This window comes from Nocardioides koreensis (assembly GCF_039531775.1).
Classification (GTDB): domain Bacteria; phylum Actinomycetota; class Actinomycetes; order Propionibacteriales; family Nocardioidaceae; genus Nocardioides; species Nocardioides koreensis.
The window spans coordinates 244,320-271,183 of the sequence record NZ_BAAAQR010000004.1; the positions used below are offsets into that span (position 1 = coordinate 244,320).

Consider the following 26,864-nt stretch of genomic DNA (forward strand, 5'->3'; position numbering starts at 1 on the left):
CTTGATGGGGAGAGCATGTCGGCACAGACAGCCGGGCCCGAGACGCTGGGACACCTCAGCGACGAGCCGCCGCAGCAGCCGCAGGACAGCACGAAAGCCAAGTCGATCACCGGCAAGTCGCCGATGCGGATCGCGATGGGCCGCCTGGCCCGCGACAAGATCGCACTGGTCTGCGCGTTCGTCGTCGTGATCTTCGTGCTGGTCGCGGTCTTCGCGGGCGCGATCTGCTCGATCTTCAACGTGAGCACCGACACCGTGCTGCCGAGCCAGTACCTCGACACCCTGGGTGGCGGCCTCCCGCTCCCGGAGTACGGCCCGCCCAACGGTGGCTTCACCATCGACCACCCCTTCGGCATCGCGCCGCAGTCGGCCACCGACAACCTGGCCTACTGGGTGTACGGCGCCCGCACGTCGCTGGAGATCTCGTTCACGGCGACGCTGTTCGCCTCGGTCTTCGGCATCTTCCTCGGGCTGATCGCCGGCTTCGTGGGCGGCGTGGTGGACAAGTCGATCTCGTTCCTGGTCGACCTGTTCCTGACGATCCCGTTCCTGCTGGCCGGCCTGGTGATCGCGCCGATCATCAACCAGAACTTCAACGCCAGCGACAACTACCCGCGCATCCAGTTCTGGGCGCTGATCGTGGTCCTGGCCGGTTTCGGCTGGATGGGTGTGGCCCGCCTGATCCGCGGCGAGGTGCTCTCGCTGCGTGAGCGCGAGTTCGTCCAGGCGGCCCGCGTGATCGGGATGCCGGCGCGGCGGATCCTCCTCAAGGAGCTGCTCCCCAACCTGGCGGCGCCCATCGTGGTGTCGATCTCCCTGATGCTCCCGACCTTCGTGGCCGCCGAGGCCGGCTTCGCCTACCTCGGCATCGGTGTCACCTCGGGCATCTCCTGGGGCCAGACGATCAACAAGGCCACCCCGTTCTTCGAGTCCTACCCGCTCTACCTCTGGGAGCCGGTGATCGGGATCGTGGCGCTGGTGCTGGCCCTGAACCTCCTCGGGGACGCGATCCGCGACGCGCTCGACCCGAAGACACGTCGCTGACGCGACCACAGACGTCGTCCTCGATTCTCCTCGGGGACGCGATTCATGAAAAGAAAGGCTGGACAATGAGACGGACCAAGCCACTGGCGGTAGTCGCCGGTGCTGCGCTGTTCGCCCTGGCCGCGTGTGGCGGCTCGGGTAGTGACGGCGGCAACCCGAAGGCAGACAGGACCTACACCGGCGCGGCCGAGGTCACCAAGGACCCGGAGCGTCAGGCTCCGGCCGCCGACGTCGAGGGTGCGACGGCCGGTGGCACGATCACGGTGTACCTGCCCGGCGACCCGGGCCCTGACTCGATGGACCCGACCGACGGCTGGTCGGTCACGGGCAACTCGATCCAGCAGGCGCTGACGAGCCGTTCGCTGACGCAGTACTCCCGCGACCCGAAGACGGGCGAGATGGTGCTGGTCCCGGACCTCGCCACCGACCTGGGTACCCCCAACGACGACTTCACCGAGTGGACCTTCACCATTCGTGACGACGCCAAGTGGGAGGACGGCTCGCCGGTCACCGCCGACGAAGTCGCCTGGGGCATCCAGCGCTCCATGGACTCCGACACCTTCCCGGCCGGTCCGGGCACGGAGTACTCGCAGAGCTACTTCTCTGGTGCGGGCGAGTACAAGGGCCCCTACACCGACAAGGGCAAGAAGTGGGACGGGGTCTCGGTCGACGGCCAGGACGTCACCATCAAGATGGCCAAGACCTTCCCGGACATGGACTACTGGGGCGCGTTCATGGCCATGGGCCCGGTGCCGCTCGGCAAGGCCAGCACCCCGCCGGACTACGGCAAGCACATCATGTCCAACGGCCCCTACAAGGTGGAGTCCTTCCGCCCGCAGGAGGAGCTCGTCCTGGTCAAGAACGACCAGTGGGACCCCAACACGGACCCGGCGCGTCACCAGTACGCCGACAAGTTCATCTTCAAGTTCAACCAGGACCAGGCCAAGGTCGACCAGATCATGCTCAGCGACAACACCGAGTCGCAGACCTCTCTGTCGAACGCCCTGGGCTCGAACAACTACGACCGTGCGAACACCGAGCTCGGTGACCGCCTGGTCCAGCAGTCCTCGCAGTGCACCAGCTTCCTGTCGCCGGACTACACCAAGATCACCGACATCAACGTCCGCAAGGCGATCGCCTACGCGTACCCCTACCAGGACATGTGGCTCGCCACCGGTGAGGTCCCGGGTGTCACGCGCGTTCCCGCGAACTCGATCATGCCTCCGGGCATGGCGGGCAAGCACGACTACTTCGTCGACGGTGAGCAGTTCACCTACAACCCGGAGAAGTCGAAGGAGCTGCTGAAGGAGGCCGGCTACGAGCCGGGCGAGTTCAAGATCACGATGGTCTACTACGAGCCCGACCCGCTGGCCGTCGCCGGTCAGAAGGTCCTCGTCAAGGGCATGCAGGAGGCCGGCTTCACGGTCAAGGGCATCCCGGTCCAGGACTCGCCGTACAACATCTGGCTGGACCCCGACAACAAGGTCAACAAGACCCTGAACATGCGCGGCGTCAACTGGTGCTCGGACTGGCCGTCGGGTCTGACCATGCTCCCGCCGCTGGTTCGCACGGGTGCTGCGTACAACACCGCGCAGTTCTCCGAGAAGTCGATCGACGACAAGATGTCGGAGATCCCGACCATGCCGCTCGAGCAGCAGGCCGACGAGTGGGGTGCCCTGGACGAGGAGATCGGGACCAAGTACTTCCCGATCATCCCCACGGCCTTCCGCAACGACCTGTACGTGTTCGGGTCCAAGATCGGTAACCCCGCTGGCGACGGCCAGATCGGTGCGCCGGACTACAAGGACCTGTACGTCATGCAGTGATCAGCTCCCCTGAGCTGATCTGAGACACAACTGACGGGTGGGGGTTCCCAGGACACTGGGAGCCCCCACCTGCCGGCCCGCGGTTTTTCCTGACCGGAGAGAGTCCCCCCGATGTTTGCCTATGTCGTCAAGCGCGTGCTTGCCGGTGTCGTGGTCATCGCCCTCGTCTCGATGGCGATCTTCCTGCTGTTCTGGTACGGCCCTTCCAGCCCGGCCCAGCCCATCTGTGATCGCGAGACCAGCAACCACTGCACCCCCGAGCGCCTGGCCCGCTACGAGCACAGCCTGGGCTTCGACAACCCCGTCTACGAGGAGTACGGCAAGTACGTCAAGGGGATCTTCGTCGGCCGAGAGATCAAGATCGGCCCGTCGACCTACCCGTGCCACGCGCCGTGCCTCGGCTACTCCTACCGCACCAAGGTGCCGGTGTGGGACGAGATGAAGAAGCGGCTGCCCGCGACCTTCTCCGTCGCCATCGGCGGCGGTGCCCTCTACCTGCTCTTCGGCGTGCCCATCGGGGTGGCAGCAGCCCGAAGACGCGGATCGCTGTCGGACAAGGCGCTGGTCTCCAGCTTCCTGTTCCTCAGCTCGATCCCCTACTACTTGTTCGCGCTGTTGACCTGGCTCTACTTCACGGTGATCTTCGAGCTACCGGGCGTCAGCGACACCGGGTACTTCCCGATCACCGAGAATCCGGCCAAGTGGTTCTCCGGGTTGTTCCTGGCCTGGGTCGCCCTGGGCATCTTCGGCTGCACGACCTACACGCGTTACTCGCGCGGAGCCATGGTCGAGACGCTGAGCGAGGACTACATCCGCACGGCCAAGGCCAAGGGCCTGCCGGCGCGGACGGTGGTCTACAAGCACGGACTGCGCGCGGCGCTGGTCCCGATCATCACGATCTTCGGCATCGAGTTCGGCACCCTTCTCGCCGGCACGATCTTCACGGAGCGTATCTTCGAGATCCAGGGGATCGGCTGGTGGAGCCTCGAGGCCGTCTACGGCCGCGACCTGCCGGTCGTGCAGGCCACGGCCCTGTTCTCCGCTGCGATGTTGATCGTCAGCAACATCGTGGTGGACGTCGTCTACAGCATCTTGGACCCGAGGGTGAGGCTTTCGTGACCGAGCAGACCAGCACCGCCGTCGCCCCGAAGCGCACCGGCGGAGATCCTTCCGAGCCGTTCCTGGTGGTCGAGGACCTCACGGTCACCTTTCCGACCGAGGACGGTGCGGTGACCGCGGTCACCGACCTGAGCTACTCCGTCGAGATGGGCAAGACGCTCGGCATCGTGGGTGAGTCGGGCTCCGGCAAGTCGGTCTCGAGCATGGCCGTCCTCGGCCTGCACGACGCGAAGTCGAGCAAGATCACCGGTTCGATCCGTATCGACGGCACCGAGGTGGTCGGGCTGAGCGAGTCGCGGATGCGCAAGCTGCGCGGCAACCAGGTCGCGATGATCTTCCAGGACGCGCTCGCGGCGCTGCACCCCTTCTACAAGATCGGGGGCCAGCTCGCCGAGGCCTACCTCCAGCACCACCCGAACGCCTCCAAGCGCGACGCGCGTCGCAAGGCGATCGAGATGCTCGACCGCGTCGGCATCCCGCAGCCGGACCGCCGCGTGGACGACTTCCCGCACCAGTTCTCGGGCGGCATGCGCCAGCGCGCGATGATCGCCATGGGGCTGATCAACGACCCGTCACTGCTGATCGCGGACGAGCCGACGACGGCGCTCGACGTGACCGTGCAGGCCCAGATCCTGGACCTGCTGCAGGACCTCCAGCGGGAGTTCAACTCCGCCGTCATCATCATCACGCACGACCTGGGCGTCATCGCGGAGATGGCCGACGACGTGCTGGTGATGTACGCCGGTCGCGCGGTGGAGTACGGCCCGGGCAAGGAGATCCTCACCCACCCCGAGATGCCGTACACCTGGGGCCTGCTCTCGAGCGTGCCGGACGTCGCGGCCGACACGAGTGCTCGGCTGATCCCCATTCCGGGCAACCCACCGAGCCTGCTCAACCCCCCCACCGGATGTGCCTTCCACCCCCGGTGCGTCCACGCCGACAAGGTGCCGGCCAACCTCTGCTCGACCGAGCTCCCGCTGCTGACGCCCGGCAGCCGGGGTGAAGGGCACGTGAAGCGCTGCCACCTGGCCAACCCCGATGCCGTGTACCAGGCCGAGGTGCTCCCCGAGATCGCGCCCGAGCTGGTCGAGGAGAATTGATGTCCGACGTGAACCTCGAGAAGAGCGAAGAGCGCCCCGACCTGGGCGCGACCAACGGGGCCGAGGCGCCGACCGCTGGCGCTGCCGGCCTCACCTTCGCCGACGTGGCCCAGCAGGGCCACACGGCGACCACGCTGGACCCGGACGCCAAGTCGGTGCTGTCGGTGCAGGACCTCAAGATGTACTTCCCCGTGAGGTCCTCCGGGATCATCCGGCGCACCGTGGGCCACGTCCAGGCGGTCGACGGCATCTCCTTCCAGGTGCCCAAGGGCGGGTCCCTGGGCCTGGTGGGTGAGTCCGGCTGTGGCAAGTCCACGACCGGTCGCCTGATCACCCGGCTCTACACGCCGACCGGCGGCTCGATGAAGTTCGGCGACGGCGAGGACGACATCGCGAAGATGTCCAACCGCCAGCTCAAGCCGCTGCGCCGCAACGTGCAGATGATCTTCCAGGACCCCTACACCTCGCTGAACCCCCGGCACACCGTGGGCGCGATCGTGGGGGCGCCGCTGGCGGTGCACAACGTGGTGCCGAAGAACAAGATCCTGCCTCGCGTCCAGGAGCTCCTGGAGGTCGTGGGCCTCAACCCGGAGCACTACAACCGGTACCCCAACGAGTTCTCCGGCGGTCAGCGGCAGCGCATCGGCATCGCCCGTGCCCTGACCCTGAACCCCAAGCTGCTGGTGGCCGACGAGCCCGTCTCGGCGCTCGACGTGTCGATCCAGGCGCAGGTCATCAACCTGCTCCAGGACATCCAGCGCGAGTTCGACGTGGCGTTCCTCTTCATCGCCCACGACCTGGCCGTCGTGCGGCACTTCTGCCCCGAGGTCGCGGTGATGTACCTCGGCAAGATCGTGGAGGTCGCCGACCGCGAGACGATCTACGGCCACGCACACCACCCGTACACCCAGGCACTGCTCTCGGCCGTGCCGGACGTCAAGCAGGCGGCGATCGGTGGCCGGCGCGAGCGGATCCGCCTCGAGGGCGACGTGCCGAGCCCGATCAACCCGCCGTCTGGCTGCCGGTTCCGCACCCGCTGCTCCTTGGCACAGGAGATCTGCGCCAAGGTCGAGCCGCCGCTGCTCCAGATCGGGCCGCGTCACAAGGTCGCCTGCCACTTCCCCGGCGAGCTGGGGAATCACCCCACCGCTCCGGTGACCACCGGCCTCCTCGGCGTCGACCGCCAGGGCAGCCCGGTCTCCGGCGAGACCGCCACCACGGTCAGCACCGACCCGGGGTTCGAGAAGGAGTGGTTCGACGTGAAGACCCAGAAGACGGTGTCCGCCTGACCGGTCGCGGGCACCGGTCTTCGACCGACCGCCTACGGTGACCGGTGTGGAGGGACTCTTCGACGCACCCGGCACGCCTCGTGGAGGCGGCGGGTCACTGGCCGCCAACACACACGCATCCGCACCGCTCGCGGTGCGGATGCGTCCTCGTACCCTCGACGAGCTCGTGGGCCAGGAGCAGCTGCGCGCCCCCGGCGCGCCGCTGCGCCGGCTCATCGAGGGTGACCAGTCGATGTCGCTGCTGCTCTGGGGGCCCCCGGGGACCGGGAAGACGACGATCGCCTCGATCGTCAGCCAGCAGACGAACCGCCGGTTCGTGGAGGTCTCGGCGGTCTCCGCGGGCGTGAAGGAGGTGCGGGCGGCGATCGACGCCGCGCGCGCCGAGCTGGTCGGCGGTGGCCGGGAGACGGTGCTCTTCGTCGATGAGGTGCACCGGTTCAGCAAGGCCCAGCAGGACGCCCTCCTGCCGGGCGTCGAGAACCGGTGGGTCACGCTGGTCGCCGCCACCACCGAGAACCCCTTCTTCTCGGTGATCTCGCCGCTGTTGTCGCGGAGCCTGCTGCTGCGGCTCGAGTCACTGACCGACGACGACGTCCGGGGCGTGCTCGCGCAGGCGATCGCCGACGAGCGCGGGCTGGCCGGCCGGCTGTCGGTGGCCGACGACGCCCTCGACCACCTCGTCCGCCTCGCCGGAGGGGACGCCCGACGGTCGCTCACCTACCTCGAGGCGGCCGCGGGCGCGGCCACGTCGCGAGGCCTGGACAGCGTCGACCTGGAGACCGCCGAGACCGCGGTGGACCAGGCGGCGGTGCGCTACGACCGCCAGGGCGACCAGCACTACGACGTCACCAGCGCCTTCATCAAGTCGGTCCGCGGCTCCGACGCCGACGCCGCCCTGCACTACCTGGCCAGGATGATGGAGGCGGGGGAGGACCCGCGCTTCATCGCCAGACGGCTGGTGATCCTCGCCAGCGAGGACATCGGCCTGGCCGACCCCACCGCGTTGACGACGGCGGTGGCCGCGGCCCAGGCCGTCCAGCTGATCGGGATGCCCGAGGCCCGGCTCAACCTGGCGCAGGCCACGATCGCCCTGGCGGTCGCGCCCAAGTCGAACGCCGTGACGACCGCCATCGGTGCCGCCACGGCCGACGTACGCGCCGGCAAGATCGGGCCGGTGCCCGCCCACCTGCGCGACGCCCACTACTCCGGCGCCAAGAAGCTCGGGCACGGCAGCACCTACAAGTACAGCCACGACGAGCCGTACGGCATCGCCGAGCAGCAGTACGCCCCGGACGTGGTGGCGGACGCCGAGTACTACCGGCCCACGGCCCTCGGTGCCGAGGCCGCGGTCAAGGAGCGCTGGGAGCGGATCCGGCGGTTGGTGCGGGGCTCCGGGCCGAGGAGCGGCACGTCCCGACGCGCGCGATAGGGTCGGGCACCATGCAGCAGTGGATCGTGCCCGCCGTCATCGGCGCGCTGTCCCTGCTCGCCGTGGTCCTCGTGCTGCTGCTGGTGCGGGGCAGAGCCCGGACCACCCGCGAGCTCCGGGAGGCGCGCGCCGAGGCCGCCGCGCTGCGCGCGCAGGTCGAGGAGATCGAGAGGCGGCTGGCCGAACCGGCAGCCCGCCCCCGGATCGAGGCGGGCTACGTGATCACGCACCTCGGTGAGCAGGAGCGCGAACCCGACGAGAGCCGTGCGGTCGTCGGCGCGCCGCGGGTCGACGGAACGCTCTTCGCCGACCTCGTCCTCCGGGAGACGGTGGTGAAGACCGCCTCGCTGGCCCACGGCCTGCGCCGCGCCCTGGCCCCCGAGACGCGCAACCGGATCCGGTTCGAGGTCAAGCGGGAGATCCGTGCCGCGCGCAAGCGGCGGCGTCGCGAGATGAAGGACCTCGCCCAGCAGGTGCGGGCCACCGAGCGGGCGCGGCTCGCGGACGAGGACGCAGCATGAGTCGAGGCTTCTGGTTCGTCGCCGGGGCCGGGGCAGGTGTCTACGCGATGGTGCGTGGCCGCCGGGCCGCCGAGGCCCTGACCGTCGACGGTCTTCGCGACCGGCTCAACGGTCTCGAGGTCGGCGCCAGGATGTTCCGCGACGAGGTGGCCCAGGGCCGGGTCGAGAAGGAAACCGAGTTGCGGCAGCGCTACGGCCTCGTGCCTGATGGAGCTCCCCAGCTCGAGGGCGGACGGCACCGGGCCGCCGCCGACACGAACGCACACGGTGTGGTCTCGACAAGCTCGACCACCGACGGTCAGGCAGCGTCGACCACCGAGGATCAGGAAGGCAGCCACTGATGGACACCGCGGAGATTCGCCGGAGGTTCGTCGCTCACTTCGAGCGAAACGGACACACGGCGGTGCCGTCTGCCTCGCTGCTGCTCGACGACCCGAACCTGCTGTTCGTCAACGCCGGCATGGTGCCGTTCAAGCCCTACTTCCTGGGTCAGGAGACCCCGCCGTACCGCCGCGCGACGAGCGTGCAGAAGTGCGTGCGGACCCCGGACATCGAGGACGTCGGCAAGACCACGAGGCACGGCACGTTCTTCGAGATGTGCGGCAACTTCTCGTTCGGCGACTACTTCAAGGACGGCGCCATCGAGCTCGCCTGGGAGCTCGTCACCCGCCCGATCGCCGACGGCGGCTTCGGGCTGCCCGAGGACAAGCTCTACCCGAGCGTGTACGACGACGACCCCGAGGCGGTCGAGCTCTGGAGGAAGATCACCGGCCTGCCCGACGAGCGGATCATCCGTCTGGGCAAGAAGGAGAACTACTGGTCCATGGGCGTGCCCGGACCCGGTGGTCCCTGCTCGGAGATCCTCATCGACCGCGGCCCGGCGTACGGTCCTGACGGCGACTTCAGCGCCGAGGACCGCTACCTGGAGTTCTGGAACCTCGTCTTCATGCAGGACGAGCTGAGCGCGGTGCGGTCCAAGGAGGACTTCGACATCGCCGGCTCGCTGCCGAAGAAGAACATCGACACCGGCATGGGCCTCGAGCGCGTCGCGTTCCTCCTTCAGGGCAAGGAGAACATGTACGAGATCGACGTCATGTTCCCGGTGATCGAGAAGGCCCAGGAGCTGACCGGCCGCCGCTACGGCGCCAACCCCGGCGACGACGTGCGGTTCCGGGTCGTGGCCGACCACATCCGGTCGTCGATGATGCTGATCGGTGACGGCGTCACCCCCGGCAACGACGGCCGCGGCTACGTGCTGCGTCGGCTGCTGCGCCGCGCCGTGCGCTCCATGCGGCTGCTCGGCTACGAGGACCGCGCGCTCCCCGAGCTGATGCCGATGAGCCGCGACAAGATGGGGGAGACCTACACCGAGCTGCACCGGGACTGGGAGCGGATCTCCAGCGTCGCGTTCGCCGAGGAGGACGCCTTCCGCCAGACGCTGAAGGCCGGTACCGCGATCTTCGACCTGGCGACCACCGAGGTGAAGCGCGGCGGCGGCTCGCAGGTGTCCGGCGACAAGGCGTTCGCGCTGCACGACACCTACGGGTTCCCCATCGACCTGACCCTCGAGATGGCCGCCGAGCAGGGGCTCAGCGTCGACGAGGACGGCTTCCGTCGTCTGATGACCGAGCAGCGGGAGCGCGCGAAGGCCGACGCGAAGGCCAAGAAGGGCCAGCACCGCGACGCCCGCGCCTACCGCGAGGTGGCGGACTCGCTCGGCCGGGCCGTCGAGTTCACCGGCTACGCCGACACCGTCAGCGAGGGCTCGGTGCGGGGCATCGTGACCGCGGGCGGCGTGGTGCCGTCGGCCCGCGAGGGCGACGAGATCGAGCTGGTCCTCGACCGCACCCCGTTCTACGCCGAGGGTGGCGGGCAGCTCGCCGACCAGGGTGTCATCGAGCTCGACAACGGCGCGCTGCTGCAGGTGCGCGACGTCCAGTCGCCCGTGACCGGGCTGATCGTCCACCAGGCGCTGGTGCTGTCCGGGGAGGTCGCGCCCGGCCTCGGCGCGCACGCGAAGGTGGACGTCGAGCGCCGGCGTTCCATCTCCCGGTCGCACACCGCGACCCACATGGTCCACAAGGCCTTCCGCGAGGCGCTCGGCGAGACCGCGACCCAGGCGGGCTCGGAGAACTCTCCGGGCCGGTTCCGGTTCGACTTCTCCGCCACCGGCGCGGTCCCGACCTCGGTCATGCAAGACGTCGAGGCGCGGGTCAACGACCTGGTCCTGGCCGACCTGGCCGTGCACGCCGAGCTGATGACCCAGGAGGAGGCCGTCCGGTCCGGCGCGATGGCGCTGTTCGGCGAGAAGTACGGCAACGAGGTCCGGGTGATCTCGGTCGGTGACTGGGCGCGCGAGCTCTGCGGTGGCACCCACGCGCACCGCTCCGGCCAGCTCGGCGTGGTCAAGCTGCTGGGCGAGTCGTCCATCGGCTCCGGCGTACGCCGCGTGGAGGCGCTGGTGGGTGGCGACGCCTACCGTTTCCTGGCGCGTGAGCACGTGCTGGTGGCCCAGCTCTCCGAGGCGCTCAAGGTGCGCCCCGAGCAGCTGCCCGAGCGCGTCCACGACATCGTCGAGAAGCTGCGCACCGCCGAGAAGGAGATCGAGAAGGTCCGGCTCGGCCAGCTGCTGGCGGCCGGTGGCGAGCTCGCGGCGTCCGCCACGGACGTCGGTGGCGTGAAGGTCGTGGCGCACCGTGCCGACGGCGCGGGTGGTGGCGACGTGCGCACGCTCGCCCTGGACGTCCGCGGACGTCTCCCGGTCGGGGAGGCCGGCGCCGTGGTCATCATCGGCGCCGGGACCGACGGCAAGGTGTCGGTCGTGGCCGCGGTCAACGACGAGGCCCGCAACCGCGGCGTGAGCGCCAACGAGCTGGTCCGTGCGATCGGCCCGCTGGTCGGCGGTCGCGGCGGCGGCAAGGACGACGTGGCCCAGGGAGGTGGCACCGACACCTCCCGCATCGACGAGGCGCTCGCCCTGGTCCGTACCGAGGTCGCCCGGGCCACCGGTCAGGCGATCGGTTGAGGTTCGGCGTCCGTCTCGGCATCGACCCCGGGGACGCCCGCATCGGCGTCGCGCGCAGCGACCCGAGCGGGTTCCTCGCGACCCCGGTCGAGACCGTCCGGCGCGGCAAGGGCGACCTGGCCCGGATCGCGGCACTGGTCGCCGAGGACGAGGCGGTCGAGGTGGTCGTGGGGCTGCCGCGATCGCTGTCGGGAGGCGAGGGCCCGGCGGCCGTCAAGACGCGGGAGTTCGCGGCCAAGCTGGCGCGACGGGTGGCCCCCGTCCCGGTCAGGCTGTGCGACGAGCGGCTGACCACGGTCTCGGCGGAGGCTATGCTGCGCGACCGGGGCCGCAAGGGCGGCAAACGACGGGCCGTCGTCGACCAGGCAGCGGCCGTCCTGATCCTGCAGCACGCACTGGACACCGAACGCGCGACGGGGGCCGCGCCCGGCGAGATCGTCGAGGAGACGAACGAGTGACCCATCACGACGAAGCGCACCCCGAGGCAGCCGAGCAGGAGGGGCAGTACGTCCCACCGCCGCGGGCTCCCCACGACGACGAGGTCGTGGGCACCTCTGCCGACCCGGGCGAGGACGACGTGGTGCCGATGCACGGCGGTCGACGTCGCCGCAAGCGTCGCACCATGAAGAGCTGCCTGGCGGTGATCGTCGCGCTCGTGGTGGTCGTGGGCGGCGCGGCGTTCGTGGTCACCAAGGGCGTCGGCATGATCAAGGACCAGTTCGCCGATCCGGAGGACTTCGCCGGGCCGGGGCACGGCAAGCTCACCTTCGAGGTGCACGAGGGCGACAGCATCTCCGCGATGGGGCGCAACCTGAAGGCGGAGGGCGTGGTGGCCTCCGTCGGGGCCTTCACCGCGGCGGCCGGGAGCTCGGTGATCCAGCCCGGCTTCTACCCGCTGAAGAAGGAGATGAGGGCCTCCGACGCGGTCACGGTGCTCGCGAACCCGGACAACCTGATCAAGGACACGGTGACCATCCCGGAGGGGCTGCGCGTCACCGACATCGTCAGCATCCTGGCGGACAACACCGACTTCAAGCAGGCGGCGTTCGAGAAGGTGCTGGACGCGCCCGGCAGCCTGGGGCTGCCGCGGTACGCGAAGGGCAACCCCGAGGGCTACCTCTTCCCGGCGACCTACGACTTCGGCCCCGACGCCACGCCGAAGTCGATCCTCCAGGACATGGTGGACCGGTGGAAGCAGGCGGCCGACGACGCGGATCTCGAGGGCGCGGCCGAGCAGCTGGGCTACACGCCCGCGGAGCTGATGACCGTCGCCAGCCTCGTCGAGGCCGAGGGCCGCGGTGACGACATGCCGAAGATCGCCCGGGTCATCTACAACCGGCTCGAGGGGGACGAGACCAACGGTCTGCTCCAGATCGACGCCACGATCAACTACGCCGCCGACAACGACCTGACCGCCGTGCCGACGACCTCGGACACGCAGATCGACTCGCCGTACAACACCTACCAGCGGCCCGGCCTGCCGCCGACCCCGATCGAGGCGCCCGGGGACGACGCGCTGTACGCGGCGACCCACCCCAGTGACGGCGACTGGTACTACTACGTCACGGTCAACCTCAAGACGGGCGAGACCATGTTCGCCACGACCTACGACGAGTTTCTCCAGTACAAGGACGAGCTGCGGCAGTACTGCGCCACCGAGTCGGCGGGCGCCTGCTGAGATGCACTGCGCCGTCCTCGGGGACCCGATCGCCCACTCGCTGTCGCCGGTCCTGCACCGGGCGGGGTACGCCGCGGTCGGGCTGGACTGGGACTACGAGCGGGTGCGGGTCGACGAGCGCGGGCTCGCGGCGTTCGTGGGCGGGCTCGACGCGAGCTGGCGCGGCCTGTCCCTGACGATGCCGCTGAAGCGGACGGCGCTCACGCTGGCGGCCGAGACCACCGGCCGCGCGCGCCTGGCGGGCGCGGCCAACACCCTGGTCCTCGAGGGCGGCGCCGTGGTGCTGGCCGACAACACCGACCTGCCCGGGGCGGTCGCGGCCGTCCGGGAGAGGTACGACGGCCCGGTCACCGCCGGCACGGTCCTCGGCGGTGGTGCGACGGCCGCCTCCACGGGCCTGGCCCTCTGCGAGCTCGGCGCCCGCACGGTCACCCTGATGGTGCGCTCGCCGGAGCGGGCGGCGGAGGCGGCCGCCGCCATCGCGCGACACCCGTCGGCCCCCCGGGTCGAGGTCCGCTCGCTCGCCGGTGACCCGGTGAGCGGTGAGGTGGTGGTGTCCACGGTCCCGGCCGCGGCCCAGGACGCCGGGCTGGTGGCCCGCTGCGCCGGCGCGCCGGTCCTCTTCGAGGTCCTCTACGAGCCGTGGCCGACCCCGCTCGCCGCAGCGGTGTCGGACGGGGTGCTGGTCGGTGGCATGGACCTGCTGGTCCACCAGGCGGCCCTGCAGTTCGAGCTCTTCACCGGGGTCCCGGCGCCGCTCGAGGCGATGCGGACCGCCGGCGTCGACGCCCTCGCCGAGCGGCGGGCCGGATGACCGTGCTCGAGTCCGCGGGGGGCGCGACGGCGCTCGCGGCGGTGGCGTGCGGTCTCGCCGGCGCCCTTGTCCCGTCGGTCATCGCCCGGATCCCGGAGCCGGCGCCGAAGCCCGTGCCGCAGCCCGCGGCCGACTCGCCGTCGCAGCCGGCCCCCGAGCCGGCGGACGGCCCGGCGGCGGAGCCGAAGGCGCTCTACGTCGACCTCGCCGCCCGCCCCGGCCTGGCCCGGTGGACGGCGGTCGTCGCCGCCGTCGCGGGGGCGGCCGTGGGGGCGGCGCTCGGATGGAGCTGGCCGCTGCTGTTCTGGCTGCCGACCGTCCCGGTGGGCGTCCTGCTCGGCTACGTGGACCTGCGCACCAAGCTGTTGCCGAGCCGGGTGCTGCTGCCGACCCACGCGGCGGTCATCGTGCTGGCCGGCGTGTGTGCCCTGGTCACCGCCGACGGTGACGCGTTCGTGCGGGCCCTGATCGGCATGGTGGCGGCCCGGTCCGTCTTCTGGGTGCTGTGGTGGATCCGCTCGGCCGGCCTGGGCTTCGGGGACGTCCGGCTCTCCGCGCTGCTCGGCTTCGAGCTGGCCTACCTCGGTTGGGGGGAGCTGGTCGTCGGGACCTACGCCTCGTTCCTGCTGTTCGGCCTCCCGGGCCTGGTGGTCGCGCTGGTACGCCGGGACCGCAGCCTGCTGCGCACGGCGTACCCGTTCGGCCCCGCGATGCTGGTCGGGGCCGTACTCGGCCTCGGGATCGGGGCCGGCATCTGGGGCCATCTCGTCGGCGGGGGAGCCTGAAACCGAAGCGGTTCGGTCGTGAAACACTGACCGCATGCTGCGTTGGCTCACCGCGGGCGAGTCCCACGGACCGTCCCTGGTCGCGATCCTCGAGGGGCTCCCGGCCCACGTGAACGTCACCACCGCCGACATCCAGGACTCCCTGGCCAGGCGGCGGCTCGGCCACGGCCGGGGCGCCCGGATGAAGTTCGAGCAGGACGAGGTCACGATCGTCGGCGGCGTCCGGCACGGCCTGACCCTGGGTGGCCCGGTCGCCATCGAGGTCGGCAACACCGAGTGGCCGAAGTGGGAGAAGGTCATGTCGGCCGACCCGGTGGACCCGGTGGAGCTCGAGGCGCTGGCCCGCAACGCCGCCCTGACCCGGCCGCGGCCCGGCCACGCCGACCTGGCCGGCATGCAGAAGTACGACTTCGACGAGGCGCGCCCGATCCTGGAGCGGGCCTCGGCGCGCGAGACCGCTGCGCGGGTGGCGCTGGGCCGGGTGGCCTCGAACTTCCTGGAGCAGTCCGTGGGGGCGCGCGTCGTGTCCCACGTCATCGAGCTCGGCGGCGTGAGGGCACCCGCGGGCCTCTGGCCGGCGCCCGAGGACGTCGGCCGGCTCGACGAGGACCCGGTCCGCTGCCTGGACCCGGAGGCCGGCGCCGCGATGGTCGCGGCCATCGACCAGGCCCACAAGGACGGCGACACGCTCGGCGGCGTCGTCGAGGTGGTGGTCCACGGGCTGCCGCCGGGTCTCGGCTCGCACGTGCACTGGGACCGCCGGCTCGACTCCCGTCTCGCGGGAGCGCTGATGGGCATCCAGGCGATCAAGGGTGTCGAGGTGGGCGACGGCTTCGAGCTCGCCGCCACCCCCGGCTCCCGGGCCCACGACGAGATCGTCCCCACCGCCGAGGGGATCCGGCGTTCCAGCGGCCGCTCCGGTGGCACCGAGGGTGGCATGACCACCGGTGAGGTCCTGCGGGTGCGGGCCGCGATGAAGCCGATCGCGACGGTGCCGCGGGCGCTGCGCACCGTCGACGTGTCCACCGGCGAGGAAGCGGTCGCCCACCACCAGCGCTCGGACGTGTGCGCCGTGCCGGCGGCCGGCATCGTCGCCGAGGCCATGGTCGCGCTGGTGCTCGCCGACGCGGTGCTGGAGAAGTTCGGCGGTGACTCGGTGCGCGAGACGCGGCGCAACGCCGAGGGCTACCTGGACACGCTGAGGTTCAAGTGAATCTCGACGAGCTCGATCACCGGCTCGACAAGCTCGATCACCGACCGCGGGTCGTGCTGGTCGGTCCGATGGGGGCCGGCAAGACCACGGTGGCGAACCTGCTGGCCGAGGCCTGGGGGCTGAGCGCCCGCGACACCGACGCGGACATCGAGGCGGCCGAGGGCCGCACGGTCGCGGACATCTTCGTCGAGTCGGGCGAGCCGGAGTTCCGGCGGCTGGAGCGCGACGCGGTCGCCCGGGCCCTGGAGGGCCACGACGGCGTGCTCGCCCTCGGCGGTGGCGCGGTCCTCGACCAGTCGACCCGCGCGCGGCTGGCCGGCCACACGGTCGTGTTCCTGCGCGTCGGCCTCAGCGACGCGGTGAAGCGGGTCGGCCTGGGCAGCGCGCGCCCGCTGCTGCTCGGCAACGTCCGCGGCCGGATCAAGGCCCTGCTCGACGAGCGCACGCCGGTCTACGAGTCGGTCGCCACGCTGGTCGTGGACACCGACGGGCGCAGTCCGGAGGATGTCGCCGGGGAGATCCGGGCGACGCTCGCCGATCGGGAGGAGCAGGCGTGAGTGACACCGTGCTGCCGGTCGCCGGCGCCTCGCCGTACGACGTCGTCGTCGGCACCGACCTCGCCGGCCGGCTGCCCGCGATGCTGGGCAGCGGCGTGCAGCGGGTGGGCGTGGTCTTCCCCGAGTCCCTTGCCGACCTGGCGCGCCCCGTCCTCGACGCGCTGGCCGGCGCCCACGAGGTGACCCGGCTGCCGATCCCCGACGGCGAGCGCGCGAAGACCGCCGCCGTGGCGGCCTCCTGCTGGGACGCGCTGGGCGAGGCGGGCTTCACCCGCTCCGACGCCGTCGTCACCGTGGGTGGCGGCGCGACCACCGACCTGGGCGGCTTCGTGGCGGCCACCTGGCTGCGTGGGGTGCGCGTCGTCCACGTCCCGACCACGCTGCTCGCCATGGTCGACGCCGCGGTCGGCGGCAAGACGGGGGTCAACACCCCTAGCGGCAAGAACCTCGTCGGGGCGTTCCACGAGCCGGCCGGGGTGCTCTGCGACCTCGCCACGCTGCGCTCGCTGCCGCGGGCGGAGCTGGTGGCCGGCCTCGGCGAGGTCGTGAAGTGCGGCTTCATCGCCGACCCGGAGATCCTCACGCTCGTGGAGGGCACCGATCCCGACGAGCTCACCGCGGACTCGCCGGTGCTGCGCGAGCTGGTCGAGCGGGCGATCCGGGTCAAGATCGACGTGGTGGTGGCCGACCTGAAGGAGACCGGCGGCCAGGACGGCCACCCCGGCCGCGAGGTGCTCAACTACGGCCACACCATGGCCCACGCCATCGAGCGCGCGGAGGACTACGCGGTCCGGCACGGCGAGGCGGTCGCGCTGGGCTGCGTGTACGTCGCCGAGCTGGCCCGGCGCGCGGGCACGCTGGCGCCGGAGGTCGTGGAGCGCCACCACCGGGCGTTCGCGCACGTCGGCCTGCCCACGACGTACTCCGGGGCGTCCTTCGAGGAGCTGCACGCCGCGATGAGGGTGGACAAGAAGGCGCGCGGGTCACAGCTGCGGTTCGTGGTGCTGACCGACCTGGCGGTCCCGACCGTGCTGGCCGGCCCGTCCGAGGAGAACCTGCGCGCGGCGTACGACGTGCTGTCCGGAGGCGAGCAGGAGGTGGACGCATGAAGGTGCTGGTCCTGAACGGTCCCAACCTGGGGCGCCTCGGGCGCCGTCAGCCGGAGATCTACGGCACCACCACCCACGACGAGCTGGCCGAGCGGTGCGTGGAGTGGGGGAGCGAGATCGGGCTCGAGGTGGAGGTGCGGCAGACCAACCACGAGGGGGTCATGGTCGACTGGCTGAACGCCGCGGCCGACGACGCGACCCCCGTGGTGCTGAACGCTGCGGCCTGGACGCACTACTCGTACGCGATCTACGACGCCTGCGCCCAGCTGGAGGCGCCCCTCGTCGAGGTGCACATCTCCGACCCGTTCCAGCGGCCGGAGGAGTTCCGGCACAGCTCGGTCGTCTCGCCGCACGCCGTCGCGGTGATCGCCGGGCACGGCATCCAGGGCTACCGGATGGCGCTGGAGCGGATCGCCCACGACGCCGGCTGACCCCTCGCCGAGGGAACCGGCTCGCCCGGGCCGCCGTCCAACCGCCGACACCAGCGAACTGGGAGGCGTGGTCGGCATGGGTGAGAAGACGGTGACGGTGAGCGTGCGGGGGATCCTGCTCGCGGTGGTCGTGGCACTGGCGCTGCTGAGCGCCTACCTCGTGGGCAACGCCGGCAACGGCGGGTCGCCGGCCCAGGCCGCGGCGCCGGTGGCGCCGGCGGACGACGCTCACCCGCGGACCCTCACGATGGCCGGCACCGGGGAGGGCACCGCCGTGCCGGACCAGCTCTCCTTCGACCTCGCGGTCGGGCTGATGCGCCCGGACCTCGACACCGCGCTCTCCGACGCGAGCCGGGTGATGGACCGGGTGCTGGCCTCGCTCGAGGACCTCGGGGTGGCCAAGGGGGACGTGCAGACGACCGGACTTTCCATGTACCCCGTCTACGACTACCACCAGTACTCCCCGCCCACGATCCGCGGCTACCGCGTCACCCAGCGGGCCTCGGTCCTGGTCAAGGAGCTCGAGCAGGGCGGCCGGGCAGTCAGCACCGCGGTGGCCACCGGGGGCAACGCCGTGCGGGTCAGCAACATCCGGCTCCGGGTGGGTGACCCGGACGCCGCGATGAAGAAGGCGCGCGACGCCGCGGTCGCCGAGGCCCGGACCAAGGCCGAGCAGTACGCCGCCGCCGCCGGCCGGGAGCTCGGCGACGTGGTCACCCTGCGGGAGGTCAGCGCCCCCCGCCGCGCCGACGTCGCGGAGGGCTACCTGCTGCAGAACGGCCGCGGTGTCATGGACCTCGCCGCCGCGAAGCCGATGCCGATCCGGACCGGCAAGGACCGGCTCACGGTGACCGTGCGGGTCGTCTGGCAGCTGGGCTGAGCCCGGGCGCACGTAGCTCTGGTTCGGCGCCGGGGACGGGCGGCCTATAGACTCGGACGCTGTTGCCCCGGGCCCCATCGGCACGGTGGCCGACCCGAACTCACGACCCTCTCGACTGAAGGCTGACACGCGCGCATGGCTACGACGAACGACCTGAAGAACGGCATGGTGCTCAACCTCGACGGCCAGCTCTGGCAGGTCATCTGGTTCCAGCACCACAAGCCCGGCAAGGGCGGTGCCGTCGTGCGCACCAAGCTGAAGAACGTCGAGTCCGGCAAGACCGTCGACAAGACGTTCAACGCCGACGTCAAGGTCGAGGTCGCCAACGTCGACAAGCGGACGATGCAGTACCTCTACAACGACGGCACGTCGTACGTCTTCATGGACGTGCAGAGCTACGACCAGATCGAGGTCGCGCCCGAGATCGTCGGCGACGCCGCCAACTTCATGCTGGAGAACCAGGAGGCGATCGTCGCCACCAACGACGGCCGCGTCCTCTACATCGAGCTCCCCGCGTCGGTCGAGCTCGAGGTGACCTACACCGAGCCGGGTCTGCAGGGCGACCGCTCCACCGGCGGCACCAAGCCGGCCACGGTCGAGACCGGCGCGACGGTCCAGGTGCCGCTGTTCATCACCACCGGCGAGAAGATCAAGGTCGACACCCGCGACTCCTCCTACCTGGGGCGCGTCACCAGCTGATGGCTGCCCGTTCCAAGGCCCGCAAGCGCGCCCTCGACGTCCTCTTCGCCTCCGACGTGCGGGGTGAGTCGGCCAACGACGCCCTCGACACCGCGATCGCAGAGGGCGACGCGCCGACCAACGCCTACACCGTCGCGCTGGTGCGTGGAGTCGTCGAGCACCAGGCCCGCATCGACGAGCTGCTCACCGAGTACTCCGAGGGCTGGACGCTGGAGCGGATGCCCGCCGTCGACCGCAACGTGCTGCGGCTCGGGGTGTTCGAGCTGCTGTACGCCGACGACGTGCCGGACCCGGTCGCGGTGACCGAGGCGATGGCGCTGGTGCGCGAGCTCTCGACCGACGAGTCGCCGGCGTTCGTCAACGGCATCCTGGGCAACATCATGCGCAACAAGGCGTCGCTGGGCTGATCCCGACCGCCGGGTCGATCCACTGGGTTGGTCCGCTGGGTTGATCGGCTGGGCCATGCTGAGGAGCATGAGCGCAGACAACGCTGTCACCGTCGACCTCGTCGTGATCGGGGCCGGCCCCGGGGGAGAGGCCCTGGCCTCCGGCGCCGCCGGCGCCGGTCTCGAGGTGGTGGTCGTCGACCGTCACCTCGTGGGCGGTGAGTGCCCCTACTACGGCTGCATCCCGTCGAAGATGATGATCCGGGCCGCGGACGCGCTGGCCGAGGCGGGACGGGTCTCGACGCTCGCGGGCGACGCCGTCGTCACGCCGTCCTGGGCCCCGGTGGCCAGACGGCTCGACGAGGAGGCCACCAGCGGCTGGGACGACACCATCGCGGTCAAGCGCCTCGAGGACGCCGGCGTGACCGTCCACCACGGCGTCGGACGACTCGACGGCCCGGGCCGGGTCCGGGTGGCGCTGGCCGACGGCGGGGAGGCGAGGTACGTCGTACGTCGCGGCGTCGTGCTCAACCCCGGCACCCGCCCGGCCGAGCTGCCGATCGACGGGCTGTCCGGTACGCCGTACTGGACCAACCGGGACGCGGTGCGTGCCACCGCGCTCCCGGCCTCGCTGGTGGTCGTCGGCGGTGGTCCGATCGGCTGCGAGCTCGCCCAGGTCTTCGCCCGGTTCGGGGTCCGGGTGACCGTGGTGGAGGCGGGCCCCCGGATCCTCGGTCCGGACGAGCCCGAGGCCGCCGAGATCCTGACGGACGTCTTCGTGGGCGAGGGCATCCGGGTGCTGACCGGGGCGGACATCCGCTCGGTCGCGCACGCCGACGGGGCGTTCACGGTGTCCCTGGGTGACGGCGAGCGGTTGACGGCCGACAAGCTGCTGGTGGCGGCCGGGCGGACGCCGAACCTCGACCACCTCGGCCTCGAGACCGTCGGCCTCGACCCCGCGGCGCGGACCCTGGAGGTCGACGAGCGGATGCGGGCGGGGGAGAAGCTCTGGGCGATCGGGGACGTCACCGGCAAGGGCGCCTTCACCCACGTGTCGATGTACCAGTCCGCGATCGCCCTGCGCGACGTCACCGGCGAGGACGGACCGCCGGCGCGCTACCACGCCGTACCGCACACGACCTTCACCGATCCCGAGGTGGGTGGCGTCGGGATGACCGAGAGCCAGGCCCGTGACGCCGGCCTCACCGTGCGCACCGGCAGCACCCCGATCGAGCAGTCGTCTCGCGGGTTCGTGCACGGCCCCGGCGCCCGCGGACTGATCAAGGTGGTCGAGGACGCCGACCGCGGCGTGCTGGTCGGGGCGACGGCGATGGGCCCGGCGGGCGGGGAGATCCTCGGCTTCCTCGCCGTGGCGGTGCACGCGCAGGTGCCGACGGACACACTGCGCTCGATGATCTTCGCCTACCCCACCTTCCACCGGGCCATCGAGACGGCTCTCGCCGACCTGTCGTGATTCACCGCCCACTCCAGTGGGTACAAGTCGCTCATGGTGGACATGAAGCAGTCGGCGACTGCACTGGGGAGACGGGCGGACACCGACCCGTGGGTGGACCGGGGAGTTCGTTTCGGCATGGTCGTCTACGGGGTGGTGCACCTCGTGGTGGCGTGGCTGGCACTGCAGCTGGCGTTCGGTGAGAAGTCCGGGTCGGCGAGCAGCACCGGAGCGTTGCACCAGCTCGCGCAGAGCTCGTTCGGCGCCGTGCTGATCTGGCTGGTGGCGATCGGCATGTTCCTCCTCGTGCTGTGGCGGCTGCTCGAGGCGGCCGTCGGCCACCGCGACGAGGAGGGCACCAAGAAGGTTCGCAAGCAGCTGACCTCGCTCGGCAAGGCGATCATCTACGGCTCGGTCGCCCTGACCGCGCTCAAGATCGCGATGGGCTCCGGCTCGAGCTCGAAGAAGAGCGGCACGGACGACACCACCGCCACGGTCATGAGCTGGCCCGCGGGGCAGTGGATCGTCGGGCTGATCGGCCTCGCGATCATCGCGTACGGTCTCAACCTGGGCCGCCGCGCCTGGACCGAGAAGTTCCGCGAGCACCTCACGGCCGAGGGCAAGAGCGGCGACACCGGTCGCGCCTACATCTGGTTCGGCAAGGTCGGCTACATGGCCAAGGGCATCGCGTTCGCGATCGTCGGCGGGCTGTTCGTCTATGCGGCCGTGACCCACGACGCCAAGAAGTCCGGTGGCCTCGACGTCGCGCTGCACAAGGTGCTCCAGCAGCCGTTCGGCCCCTACCTGCTGGGTCTGATCGCGGTGGGGATCGGCTGCTACGGGCTGTTCTGCTTCGCCCGGGCGCGGCACCTGTCCCGCTGACCGCGACGACCCCGGGGGACGACGGACAGCGTGGACCAGACAGCGCCCACTGACGTCGACGTGGTGGTGGTCGGCCTCGGCGCAGGTGGCGAGCTCGCCGCGGCGCGGCTGGCCGCAGCGGGCCTGCGCGTCGTCGCGGTCGAGCGCGGCCTGGTGGGCGGGGAGTGCCCCTTCGCGGGCTGCACCCCCACCAAGCTGGCGATCCGTGCTGCCGACCTGCTGGCCGAGAGCCGCCGAGCCGCGGCGCTCGCCGGCGAGGTCGACGTCCGCCCGGACTGGGCGCCCGTCGCCGCGCGGATCCGCGATGCCAACCACGACTGGGACGACGCCACGCACGTCCGGCCGCTCGAGGAGGCCGGCGTCAGCGTGGTCCGTGGTCACGGTCGGCTGGCCGGGCCGGGACGCGTGGTCGTCGAGACCGGCTCCGGACCCCGGGAGTACGCCGCCGCCCGCGGTGTCGTGCTCGACACCGGCACCGAGCCGGGCGTCCCGCCGATCGACGGCCTCGCCGCGACGCCGTACTGGACCAACCGCGAGGTCGTCCGCGTCACCGAGCTGCCGGACAGCCTCGTCGTCCTGGGCGGTGGGCCGATCGGGACCGAGCTCGCCCAGCTCTTCGCGCGGTTCGGGGTCGCGGTGGCGTTGCTGGAGACCGCCGACCGCATCCTGGGGCCGGAGGAGCCGGAGTCGAGCACCGTGGTGGCCCGAGCCCTCCGGGCGGACGGCGTCGAGGTGCGCACCGGGGTGGACATCCGGAGGATCGACCACGACGGCGCCTTCCGGATCCGGACCGATGGCGGGGACCTGGCCACGTCGGCGCTGCTGGTGGCGACGGGGCGGCGGACGAACCTCGACGACCTCGGGCTGGAGACGGTGGGGCTCGACCCCACGGCGCCGACCCTGGAGGTGGACGAGCGGATGCGCGCGGGGGAGCGGCTGTGGGCGGTGGGCGACATCACCGGCAAGGGGGAGTACACCCACGTCTCGCTCTACCAGGCCGGGGTGGCCGTGCGTGACCTCCTCGGTGAGGACGGTCCCTGGGCGGACTACCGGGCGGTTAGCCGGGTGACCTTCACCGACCCCGAGGTGGGCTCGGTGGGGCTGACCGAGGAGCAGGCCCGGGCCGCGCGTCTCGACGTCCGGGTCGGGTCGGCGGACCTGGGCGGGTCCAGCCGCGGCTGGATCCACGGGCCAGGCGGCGACGGCCTGGTCAAGCTGGTCGCCGACGCGGGACGTGGCGTGCTGGTCGGCGCGACGGCCGTCGGCCCGAGCGGTGGGGAGGTCCTCGGGCTGCTGGCCGCCGCCGTGCACGCCGAGATCCCGGTGGGCACGCTGCGCCGGATGCACTTCGCCTACCCGACCTTCCACCGGGTCGTGCTCGGGGCCCTTGTCGACCTGGGCCTCTGACACCTCAGGGGACGGGTTTGACGTGTGGGACAAGAGGGAACTGTGGGCTCATGTCATCGCTCACGCGCCTGCGCGTCCTGCTCGCACGTGTGGTCAGCGGTTCGCTGGCCCCCGCCGACGCGCAGCCGTTCACCCCGGTCCAGACGCCACCGGTGCCCGCGGAGCGACTGTGCGCGTGACCGACCGCCTGGCGCCCGCCGGCTCGACGGCGGCCCGGCCCCGCACGCGAGGAACCACCACCCTGTCATCGAGGAGCACGGCATGACGCAGGTACCGCAGGACCCGTCGCACCCCGACTCGGGGGGTCAGGGCACCGACCACGACCTGTCGGACACCAGCGACCGGCTCTACACAGCCGAGGAGCTCGGCGCCTACTCCGCAGCGCGGCAGTCCGGCTCGCAGCCGCCCTCCGGCCCGCCGCAGCGGACCGTGTACGGCGACCCGCTCACCGACCCGATGCCGGGCACCGCGGCGCCCGCGGCACGGCGCTCGCCCCAACCGCCCAGCGCTCCGCCGACTGCTCCGCCGAGCGGTCCGCCCAGTGTCTCGCCGACCAGTGCCCCGCCGACCGGTGCCCCGAGCGCACCGCCGGACCCGCATCCGGCACCGGCCCCCTGGAGCTCCGAGCGCGCGGGGACGTCGGCCGGTTGGCCACCGGCCCAGGACTCGCCCGCAGCGGCGCCGGAGACCCAGCCGTCGCCGACCGGCACCCCGGTCGACACCCCCGCCGACGGTGAGCAGACGGGCGAGCCCCGCCGGTTCATGACGGCCACCGACTTCCTCGACCGCCGGGCCGAGTCCCAGGAGAACGGACCCGCGACGTGGGGCTGGCGGGGTGCGGTCCGTCGCTGGAGCGGCGGCCTGGTCAGCCCGCGGATGGGCCCGGCCGAGCTCTCCTTCGAGCAGGACCGGTCGATGATCCAGAAGGACTTCGAGGGCCCGCGCACCATCGCGTTCATCAACCCCAAGGGCGGTGCGGCCAAGACCACCGGTGTCCTGGCGGCCGGCTACACCTTCGGCACCGTCCGCGGCGGTGGTGTCGTCGCGTGGGACAACAACGAGACCCGCGGCACCCTCGGCATCCGGGGCACCCGCAGCTCGCACCGGAACACCACCCGCGAGCTGCTGGAGGACCTCGAGCGGTTCAGCGACGTCTACCAGTCGCGGATCGGCGACCTCGGCGCGTTCGTGCGGTCGCAGGGCGACGCCCACTTCGACGTGCTGGCCTCCGACGAGCGCCCGGACGTGACGGGGATGATCAAGGCGCAGGACTTCGGCGCGGTGCACCGGCTGCTCGAGCGCTTCTACCGGGTGATCCTGGTCGACACCGGCAACAACATGCGGGCCGAGAACTGGCTGGCCGCGGCCGAGGCCGCGGACCTGCTGGTGGTGACCAGCACGGTGCGTGAGGACACCGGGTACAGCGGCCTGTGGATGCTCGACGCGCTGCAGGACGCGGGCTACCAGAACCTCAAGTACAAGACGGTCACGGTGCTCTCGGACCCCTCGGCGCAGGTCGACACGAAGCTCGCCAACGACCTGGTCGACGTCTACCAGCAGCGCACTCGCGGGGTCTACCGCGTGCCCTACGACCCGGCGCTGGTCTCGGGCTCGGTGGTGCCCTACAGCCAGCTCTCGGCCAACACCCGGAGGCAGTGGCTCAAGGCGTGCGCGGGGATGGCCGCGGCGCTCTGAGGGGCGGTCGGCTCTGAGGGGCGGTCGCTGTTCCGGCCCGTCAGCTGGTGGCGGCACCCCAGCCGTGCCAGCGGTCGACGGTCATCCAGGCGCTGACCCGCGGGCTCTCGCGGTTCGGGTAGGGCCGGCCGTTGTAGTGGGTGCTGAGCCGGTCGATGTCGGCAAGGGCGTCGTCGTCGGCCATCTCGACCACCCGGCCGATCAGCGAGACGTGGGTGTACCAGCTGGACTCGTCCAGGGCCGTCAGCGTCAGCCGGGGGTCGCGGCGCAGGTGCTGGAGGCGCACGCGGGTGCCGTCCATGTTCAGAAGCACCCGTCCGTCCTCCTCGAGGAGGTACCACGTCGCCACCGACACCGGCTGCCCGTCCGAGCGCAGCGTGCTGACGACCGCGGGGTTCGGCTTGGTCAGCAGCTCGCGGACGTGGTCGGGGAACGGCAGCTCGGGCATGGATCCTCCTCGTTGTGGGTTACTGGAGCTCGAGGAGTCGAGACTACGGAGGCGAACGAATGCGCGCAGTGGTGTACCGCGAGACCGGCCCGTCGTCGGTGCTGGAGGTCGTAGACCGGGAGGTCCCGGACCCCGGCCCCGGTGAGGTGCGGGTGAAGGTCGTCCGGGCCGGCGTCAACCCGACCGACTGGAAGTTCCGCAGCGGCGCCGCGATGGCGTACGACGAGGTCACGCCCGGACAGGACGGCGCCGGTGTGGTCGACGCGGTCGGTGAGGGCGTCACCGGCCTGGAGGTCGGGCAGCGGGTGTGGCTGGTCCTCGCCCAGCACGAGCGGGCCCACGGCTCGGCCGCGGAGTACACCGTGCAGCCCGCCGCCCGGGTGGTGCCGCTGCCCGACGCCGCGTCGTACGACCTCGGCGCGAGCCTGGGGGTCCCCGCGGTCACGGCCCACCGTGCCCTCACCGCGTCCGACGGTGGACCCAGCCGGTTGTCCCCCGGGGCCCTGGACGGCAAGGTCGTCCTGGTCGCGGGCGGCGCCGGTGCCGTCGGCAACGCGGCCATCCAGCTCGCCCGGTGGGCCGGGGCCACCGTCGTCACCACGATCAGCAGCGAGGAGAAGGCGCGGCTGGCGAAGGCGGCCGGTGCGCACCACACGGTGAACTACCGGGAGTCCGACGCGCAGGCCGAGATTCTCGCGGTCGCGCCCGACGGGGTCGACATCGTCGTCGAGGTGGCCCCCGCGCAGAACAACGCCCTCGACCTGGCGGTGACCCGGATCCGCGGCACCATCGCGATCTACGCCAACAACGGCGGCGACGAGGTCACCCTGCCCCTGCGCGCGACGTTCTCGCGGAACCTGCGCTACCAGTTCGTGCTGCTGTACACGCTGGGCCAGGACCTCGTCGACGCGGCCGCCGAGGACATCAACGCCGCGGTGGCGGCCGGAGCCCTGCGGGTGGGGGAGGAGTCGGGGGTGCCGCTGCACCACTACCCGCTGGAGTCCCTCGCCGAGGCGCACGATGCCGTGGAGACCGGCGCCGTGGGGAAGGTGCTGGTCGACGTCGGCTGAACTG

The 26,864-nt window shown here is 71.5% G+C and carries 27 protein-coding genes; 26 read left to right on the forward strand and 1 reads right to left on the reverse strand.

Going from position 1 to position 26,864, the window contains the following annotated elements; genetic code table 11:
- Positions 1–15: 15 nt before the first annotated feature.
- The 25 genes from ABD268_RS09235 to ABD268_RS09355 all read left to right on the forward strand — a co-directional run bounded on the left by ABD268_RS09235 (position 16) and on the right by ABD268_RS09355 (position 25,342).
- A complete protein-coding gene (locus ABD268_RS09235; RefSeq protein WP_344150399.1) occupies positions 16–1,044 on the forward strand; it encodes an ABC transporter permease in 1,029 nt (342 codons plus the stop codon).
- Positions 1,045–1,109: 65 nt separating this feature from the next.
- The gene (locus tag ABD268_RS09240; RefSeq protein WP_344150402.1) at positions 1,110–2,870 is read left to right on the forward strand and encodes an ABC transporter substrate-binding protein; all 1,761 of its coding nucleotides are present in this window, start codon (positions 1,110–1,112) and stop codon (positions 2,868–2,870) included.
- Positions 2,871–2,981: 111 nt separating this feature from the next.
- Positions 2,982–3,989 (forward strand): ABC transporter permease, encoded by a 1,008-nt coding sequence (locus ABD268_RS09245; RefSeq protein WP_344150405.1) that lies wholly within the window; start codon positions 2,982–2,984, stop codon positions 3,987–3,989.
- Positions 3,986–5,089 (forward strand): ABC transporter ATP-binding protein, encoded by a 1,104-nt coding sequence (locus ABD268_RS09250; RefSeq protein WP_344150408.1) that lies wholly within the window; start codon positions 3,986–3,988, stop codon positions 5,087–5,089. The genes ABD268_RS09245 and ABD268_RS09250 overlap by 4 nt, the downstream gene beginning before the upstream one ends.
- Positions 5,089–6,378 carry an ABC transporter ATP-binding protein gene (locus ABD268_RS09255; protein ID WP_344150411.1) on the forward strand — a complete coding sequence of 430 codons (1,290 nt, stop codon included), beginning with the start codon at positions 5,089–5,091 and terminating at the stop codon, positions 6,376–6,378. Before ABD268_RS09250 ends, ABD268_RS09255 begins: the two co-directional genes overlap by 1 nt.
- Before the next feature lie 139 nt (positions 6,379–6,517).
- A complete protein-coding gene (locus tag ABD268_RS09260) occupies positions 6,518–7,807 on the forward strand; it encodes a replication-associated recombination protein A (protein WP_425573701.1) in 1,290 nt (429 codons plus the stop codon).
- Positions 7,808–7,818: 11 nt separating this feature from the next.
- Positions 7,819–8,328 (forward strand): hypothetical protein, encoded by a 510-nt coding sequence (locus ABD268_RS09265; protein ID WP_344150414.1) that lies wholly within the window; start codon positions 7,819–7,821, stop codon positions 8,326–8,328.
- Positions 8,325–8,669 carry a DUF6167 family protein gene (locus ABD268_RS09270; RefSeq protein WP_344150417.1) on the forward strand — a complete coding sequence of 115 codons (345 nt, stop codon included), beginning with the start codon at positions 8,325–8,327 and terminating at the stop codon, positions 8,667–8,669. Before ABD268_RS09265 ends, ABD268_RS09270 begins: the two co-directional genes overlap by 4 nt.
- Positions 8,669–11,353: an alanine--tRNA ligase gene (gene alaS, locus ABD268_RS09275; RefSeq protein ID WP_344150420.1), complete on the forward strand. Its 2,685-nt coding sequence runs from the start codon at positions 8,669–8,671 to the stop codon at positions 11,351–11,353. The genes ABD268_RS09270 and alaS overlap by 1 nt, the downstream gene beginning before the upstream one ends.
- Positions 11,350–11,811: a Holliday junction resolvase RuvX gene (ruvX, locus tag ABD268_RS09280; protein ID WP_344150423.1), complete on the forward strand. Its 462-nt coding sequence runs from the start codon at positions 11,350–11,352 to the stop codon at positions 11,809–11,811. Before alaS ends, ruvX begins: the two co-directional genes overlap by 4 nt.
- Positions 11,808–13,031 (forward strand): endolytic transglycosylase MltG, encoded by a 1,224-nt coding sequence (mltG, locus tag ABD268_RS09285; RefSeq protein ID WP_344150426.1) that lies wholly within the window; start codon positions 11,808–11,810, stop codon positions 13,029–13,031. The genes ruvX and mltG overlap by 4 nt, the downstream gene beginning before the upstream one ends.
- 1 nt (position 13,032) lies before the next feature.
- Positions 13,033–13,845, forward strand: a complete 813-nt coding sequence (locus ABD268_RS09290; protein WP_344150429.1) for a shikimate dehydrogenase — start codon at positions 13,033–13,035, stop codon at positions 13,843–13,845.
- Positions 13,842–14,630: a prepilin peptidase gene (locus ABD268_RS09295; protein ID WP_344150432.1), complete on the forward strand. Its 789-nt coding sequence runs from the start codon at positions 13,842–13,844 to the stop codon at positions 14,628–14,630. The genes ABD268_RS09290 and ABD268_RS09295 overlap by 4 nt, the downstream gene beginning before the upstream one ends.
- 34 nt (positions 14,631–14,664) lie before the next feature.
- Positions 14,665–15,843, forward strand: coding sequence for a chorismate synthase (gene aroC, locus ABD268_RS09300; protein ID WP_344150439.1), 1,179 nt, complete (start codon positions 14,665–14,667; stop codon positions 15,841–15,843).
- Positions 15,844–15,911: 68 nt separating this feature from the next.
- Positions 15,912–16,400, forward strand: coding sequence for a shikimate kinase (locus ABD268_RS09305; protein ID WP_344150694.1), 489 nt, complete (start codon positions 15,912–15,914; stop codon positions 16,398–16,400).
- Entirely contained in the window at positions 16,397–17,509 is a 1,113-nt protein-coding gene (gene aroB / locus ABD268_RS09310; protein WP_344150442.1) for a 3-dehydroquinate synthase, read from the forward strand. The genes ABD268_RS09305 and aroB overlap by 4 nt, the downstream gene beginning before the upstream one ends.
- Entirely contained in the window at positions 17,506–17,940 is a 435-nt protein-coding gene (locus tag ABD268_RS09315) for a type II 3-dehydroquinate dehydratase (RefSeq protein WP_344150445.1), read from the forward strand. The genes aroB and ABD268_RS09315 overlap by 4 nt, the downstream gene beginning before the upstream one ends.
- 76 nt (positions 17,941–18,016) lie before the next feature.
- Positions 18,017–18,820, forward strand: a complete 804-nt coding sequence (locus tag ABD268_RS09320; RefSeq protein ID WP_344150448.1) for an SIMPL domain-containing protein — start codon at positions 18,017–18,019, stop codon at positions 18,818–18,820.
- A gap of 135 nt (positions 18,821–18,955) precedes the next feature.
- Complete coding sequence (efp, locus tag ABD268_RS09325; RefSeq protein ID WP_344150451.1) at positions 18,956–19,519, forward strand: elongation factor P; 564 nt, start codon at positions 18,956–18,958, stop codon at positions 19,517–19,519.
- Complete coding sequence (gene nusB, locus ABD268_RS09330) at positions 19,519–19,926, forward strand: transcription antitermination factor NusB (RefSeq protein WP_344150454.1); 408 nt, start codon at positions 19,519–19,521, stop codon at positions 19,924–19,926. Before efp ends, nusB begins: the two co-directional genes overlap by 1 nt.
- Before the next feature lie 67 nt (positions 19,927–19,993).
- The gene (locus ABD268_RS09335) at positions 19,994–21,379 is read left to right on the forward strand and encodes a dihydrolipoyl dehydrogenase family protein (protein ID WP_344150457.1); all 1,386 of its coding nucleotides are present in this window, start codon (positions 19,994–19,996) and stop codon (positions 21,377–21,379) included.
- 117 nt (positions 21,380–21,496) lie between these two features.
- Positions 21,497–22,240, forward strand: a complete 744-nt coding sequence (locus ABD268_RS09340; protein ID WP_344150459.1) for a DUF1206 domain-containing protein — start codon at positions 21,497–21,499, stop codon at positions 22,238–22,240.
- A 30-nt stretch (positions 22,241–22,270) separates the two neighbouring features.
- Positions 22,271–23,647, forward strand: coding sequence for a dihydrolipoyl dehydrogenase family protein (locus ABD268_RS09345; protein WP_344150461.1), 1,377 nt, complete (start codon positions 22,271–22,273; stop codon positions 23,645–23,647).
- A 50-nt stretch (positions 23,648–23,697) separates the two neighbouring features.
- Positions 23,698–23,826 carry a hypothetical protein gene (locus ABD268_RS09350; RefSeq protein ID WP_344150463.1) on the forward strand — a complete coding sequence of 43 codons (129 nt, stop codon included), beginning with the start codon at positions 23,698–23,700 and terminating at the stop codon, positions 23,824–23,826.
- An 82-nt stretch (positions 23,827–23,908) separates the two neighbouring features.
- Positions 23,909–25,342, forward strand: a complete 1,434-nt coding sequence (locus ABD268_RS09355) for a hypothetical protein (protein WP_344150466.1) — start codon at positions 23,909–23,911, stop codon at positions 25,340–25,342.
- A 40-nt stretch (positions 25,343–25,382) separates the two neighbouring features.
- Here the strand turns inward: ABD268_RS09355 and ABD268_RS09360 are convergent, their stop codons facing one another.
- Positions 25,383–25,790 carry a TIGR03618 family F420-dependent PPOX class oxidoreductase gene (locus ABD268_RS09360; protein WP_344150469.1) on the reverse strand — a complete coding sequence of 136 codons (408 nt, stop codon included), beginning with the start codon at positions 25,788–25,790 and terminating at the stop codon, positions 25,383–25,385.
- Between the two features lie 59 nt (positions 25,791–25,849).
- Here ABD268_RS09360 and ABD268_RS09365 point away from each other — a divergent pair, with 59 nt between their 5' ends.
- Positions 25,850–26,860, forward strand: a complete 1,011-nt coding sequence (locus ABD268_RS09365; protein WP_344150472.1) for an NADPH:quinone reductase — start codon at positions 25,850–25,852, stop codon at positions 26,858–26,860.
- Positions 26,861–26,864: the final 4 nt, after the last annotated feature.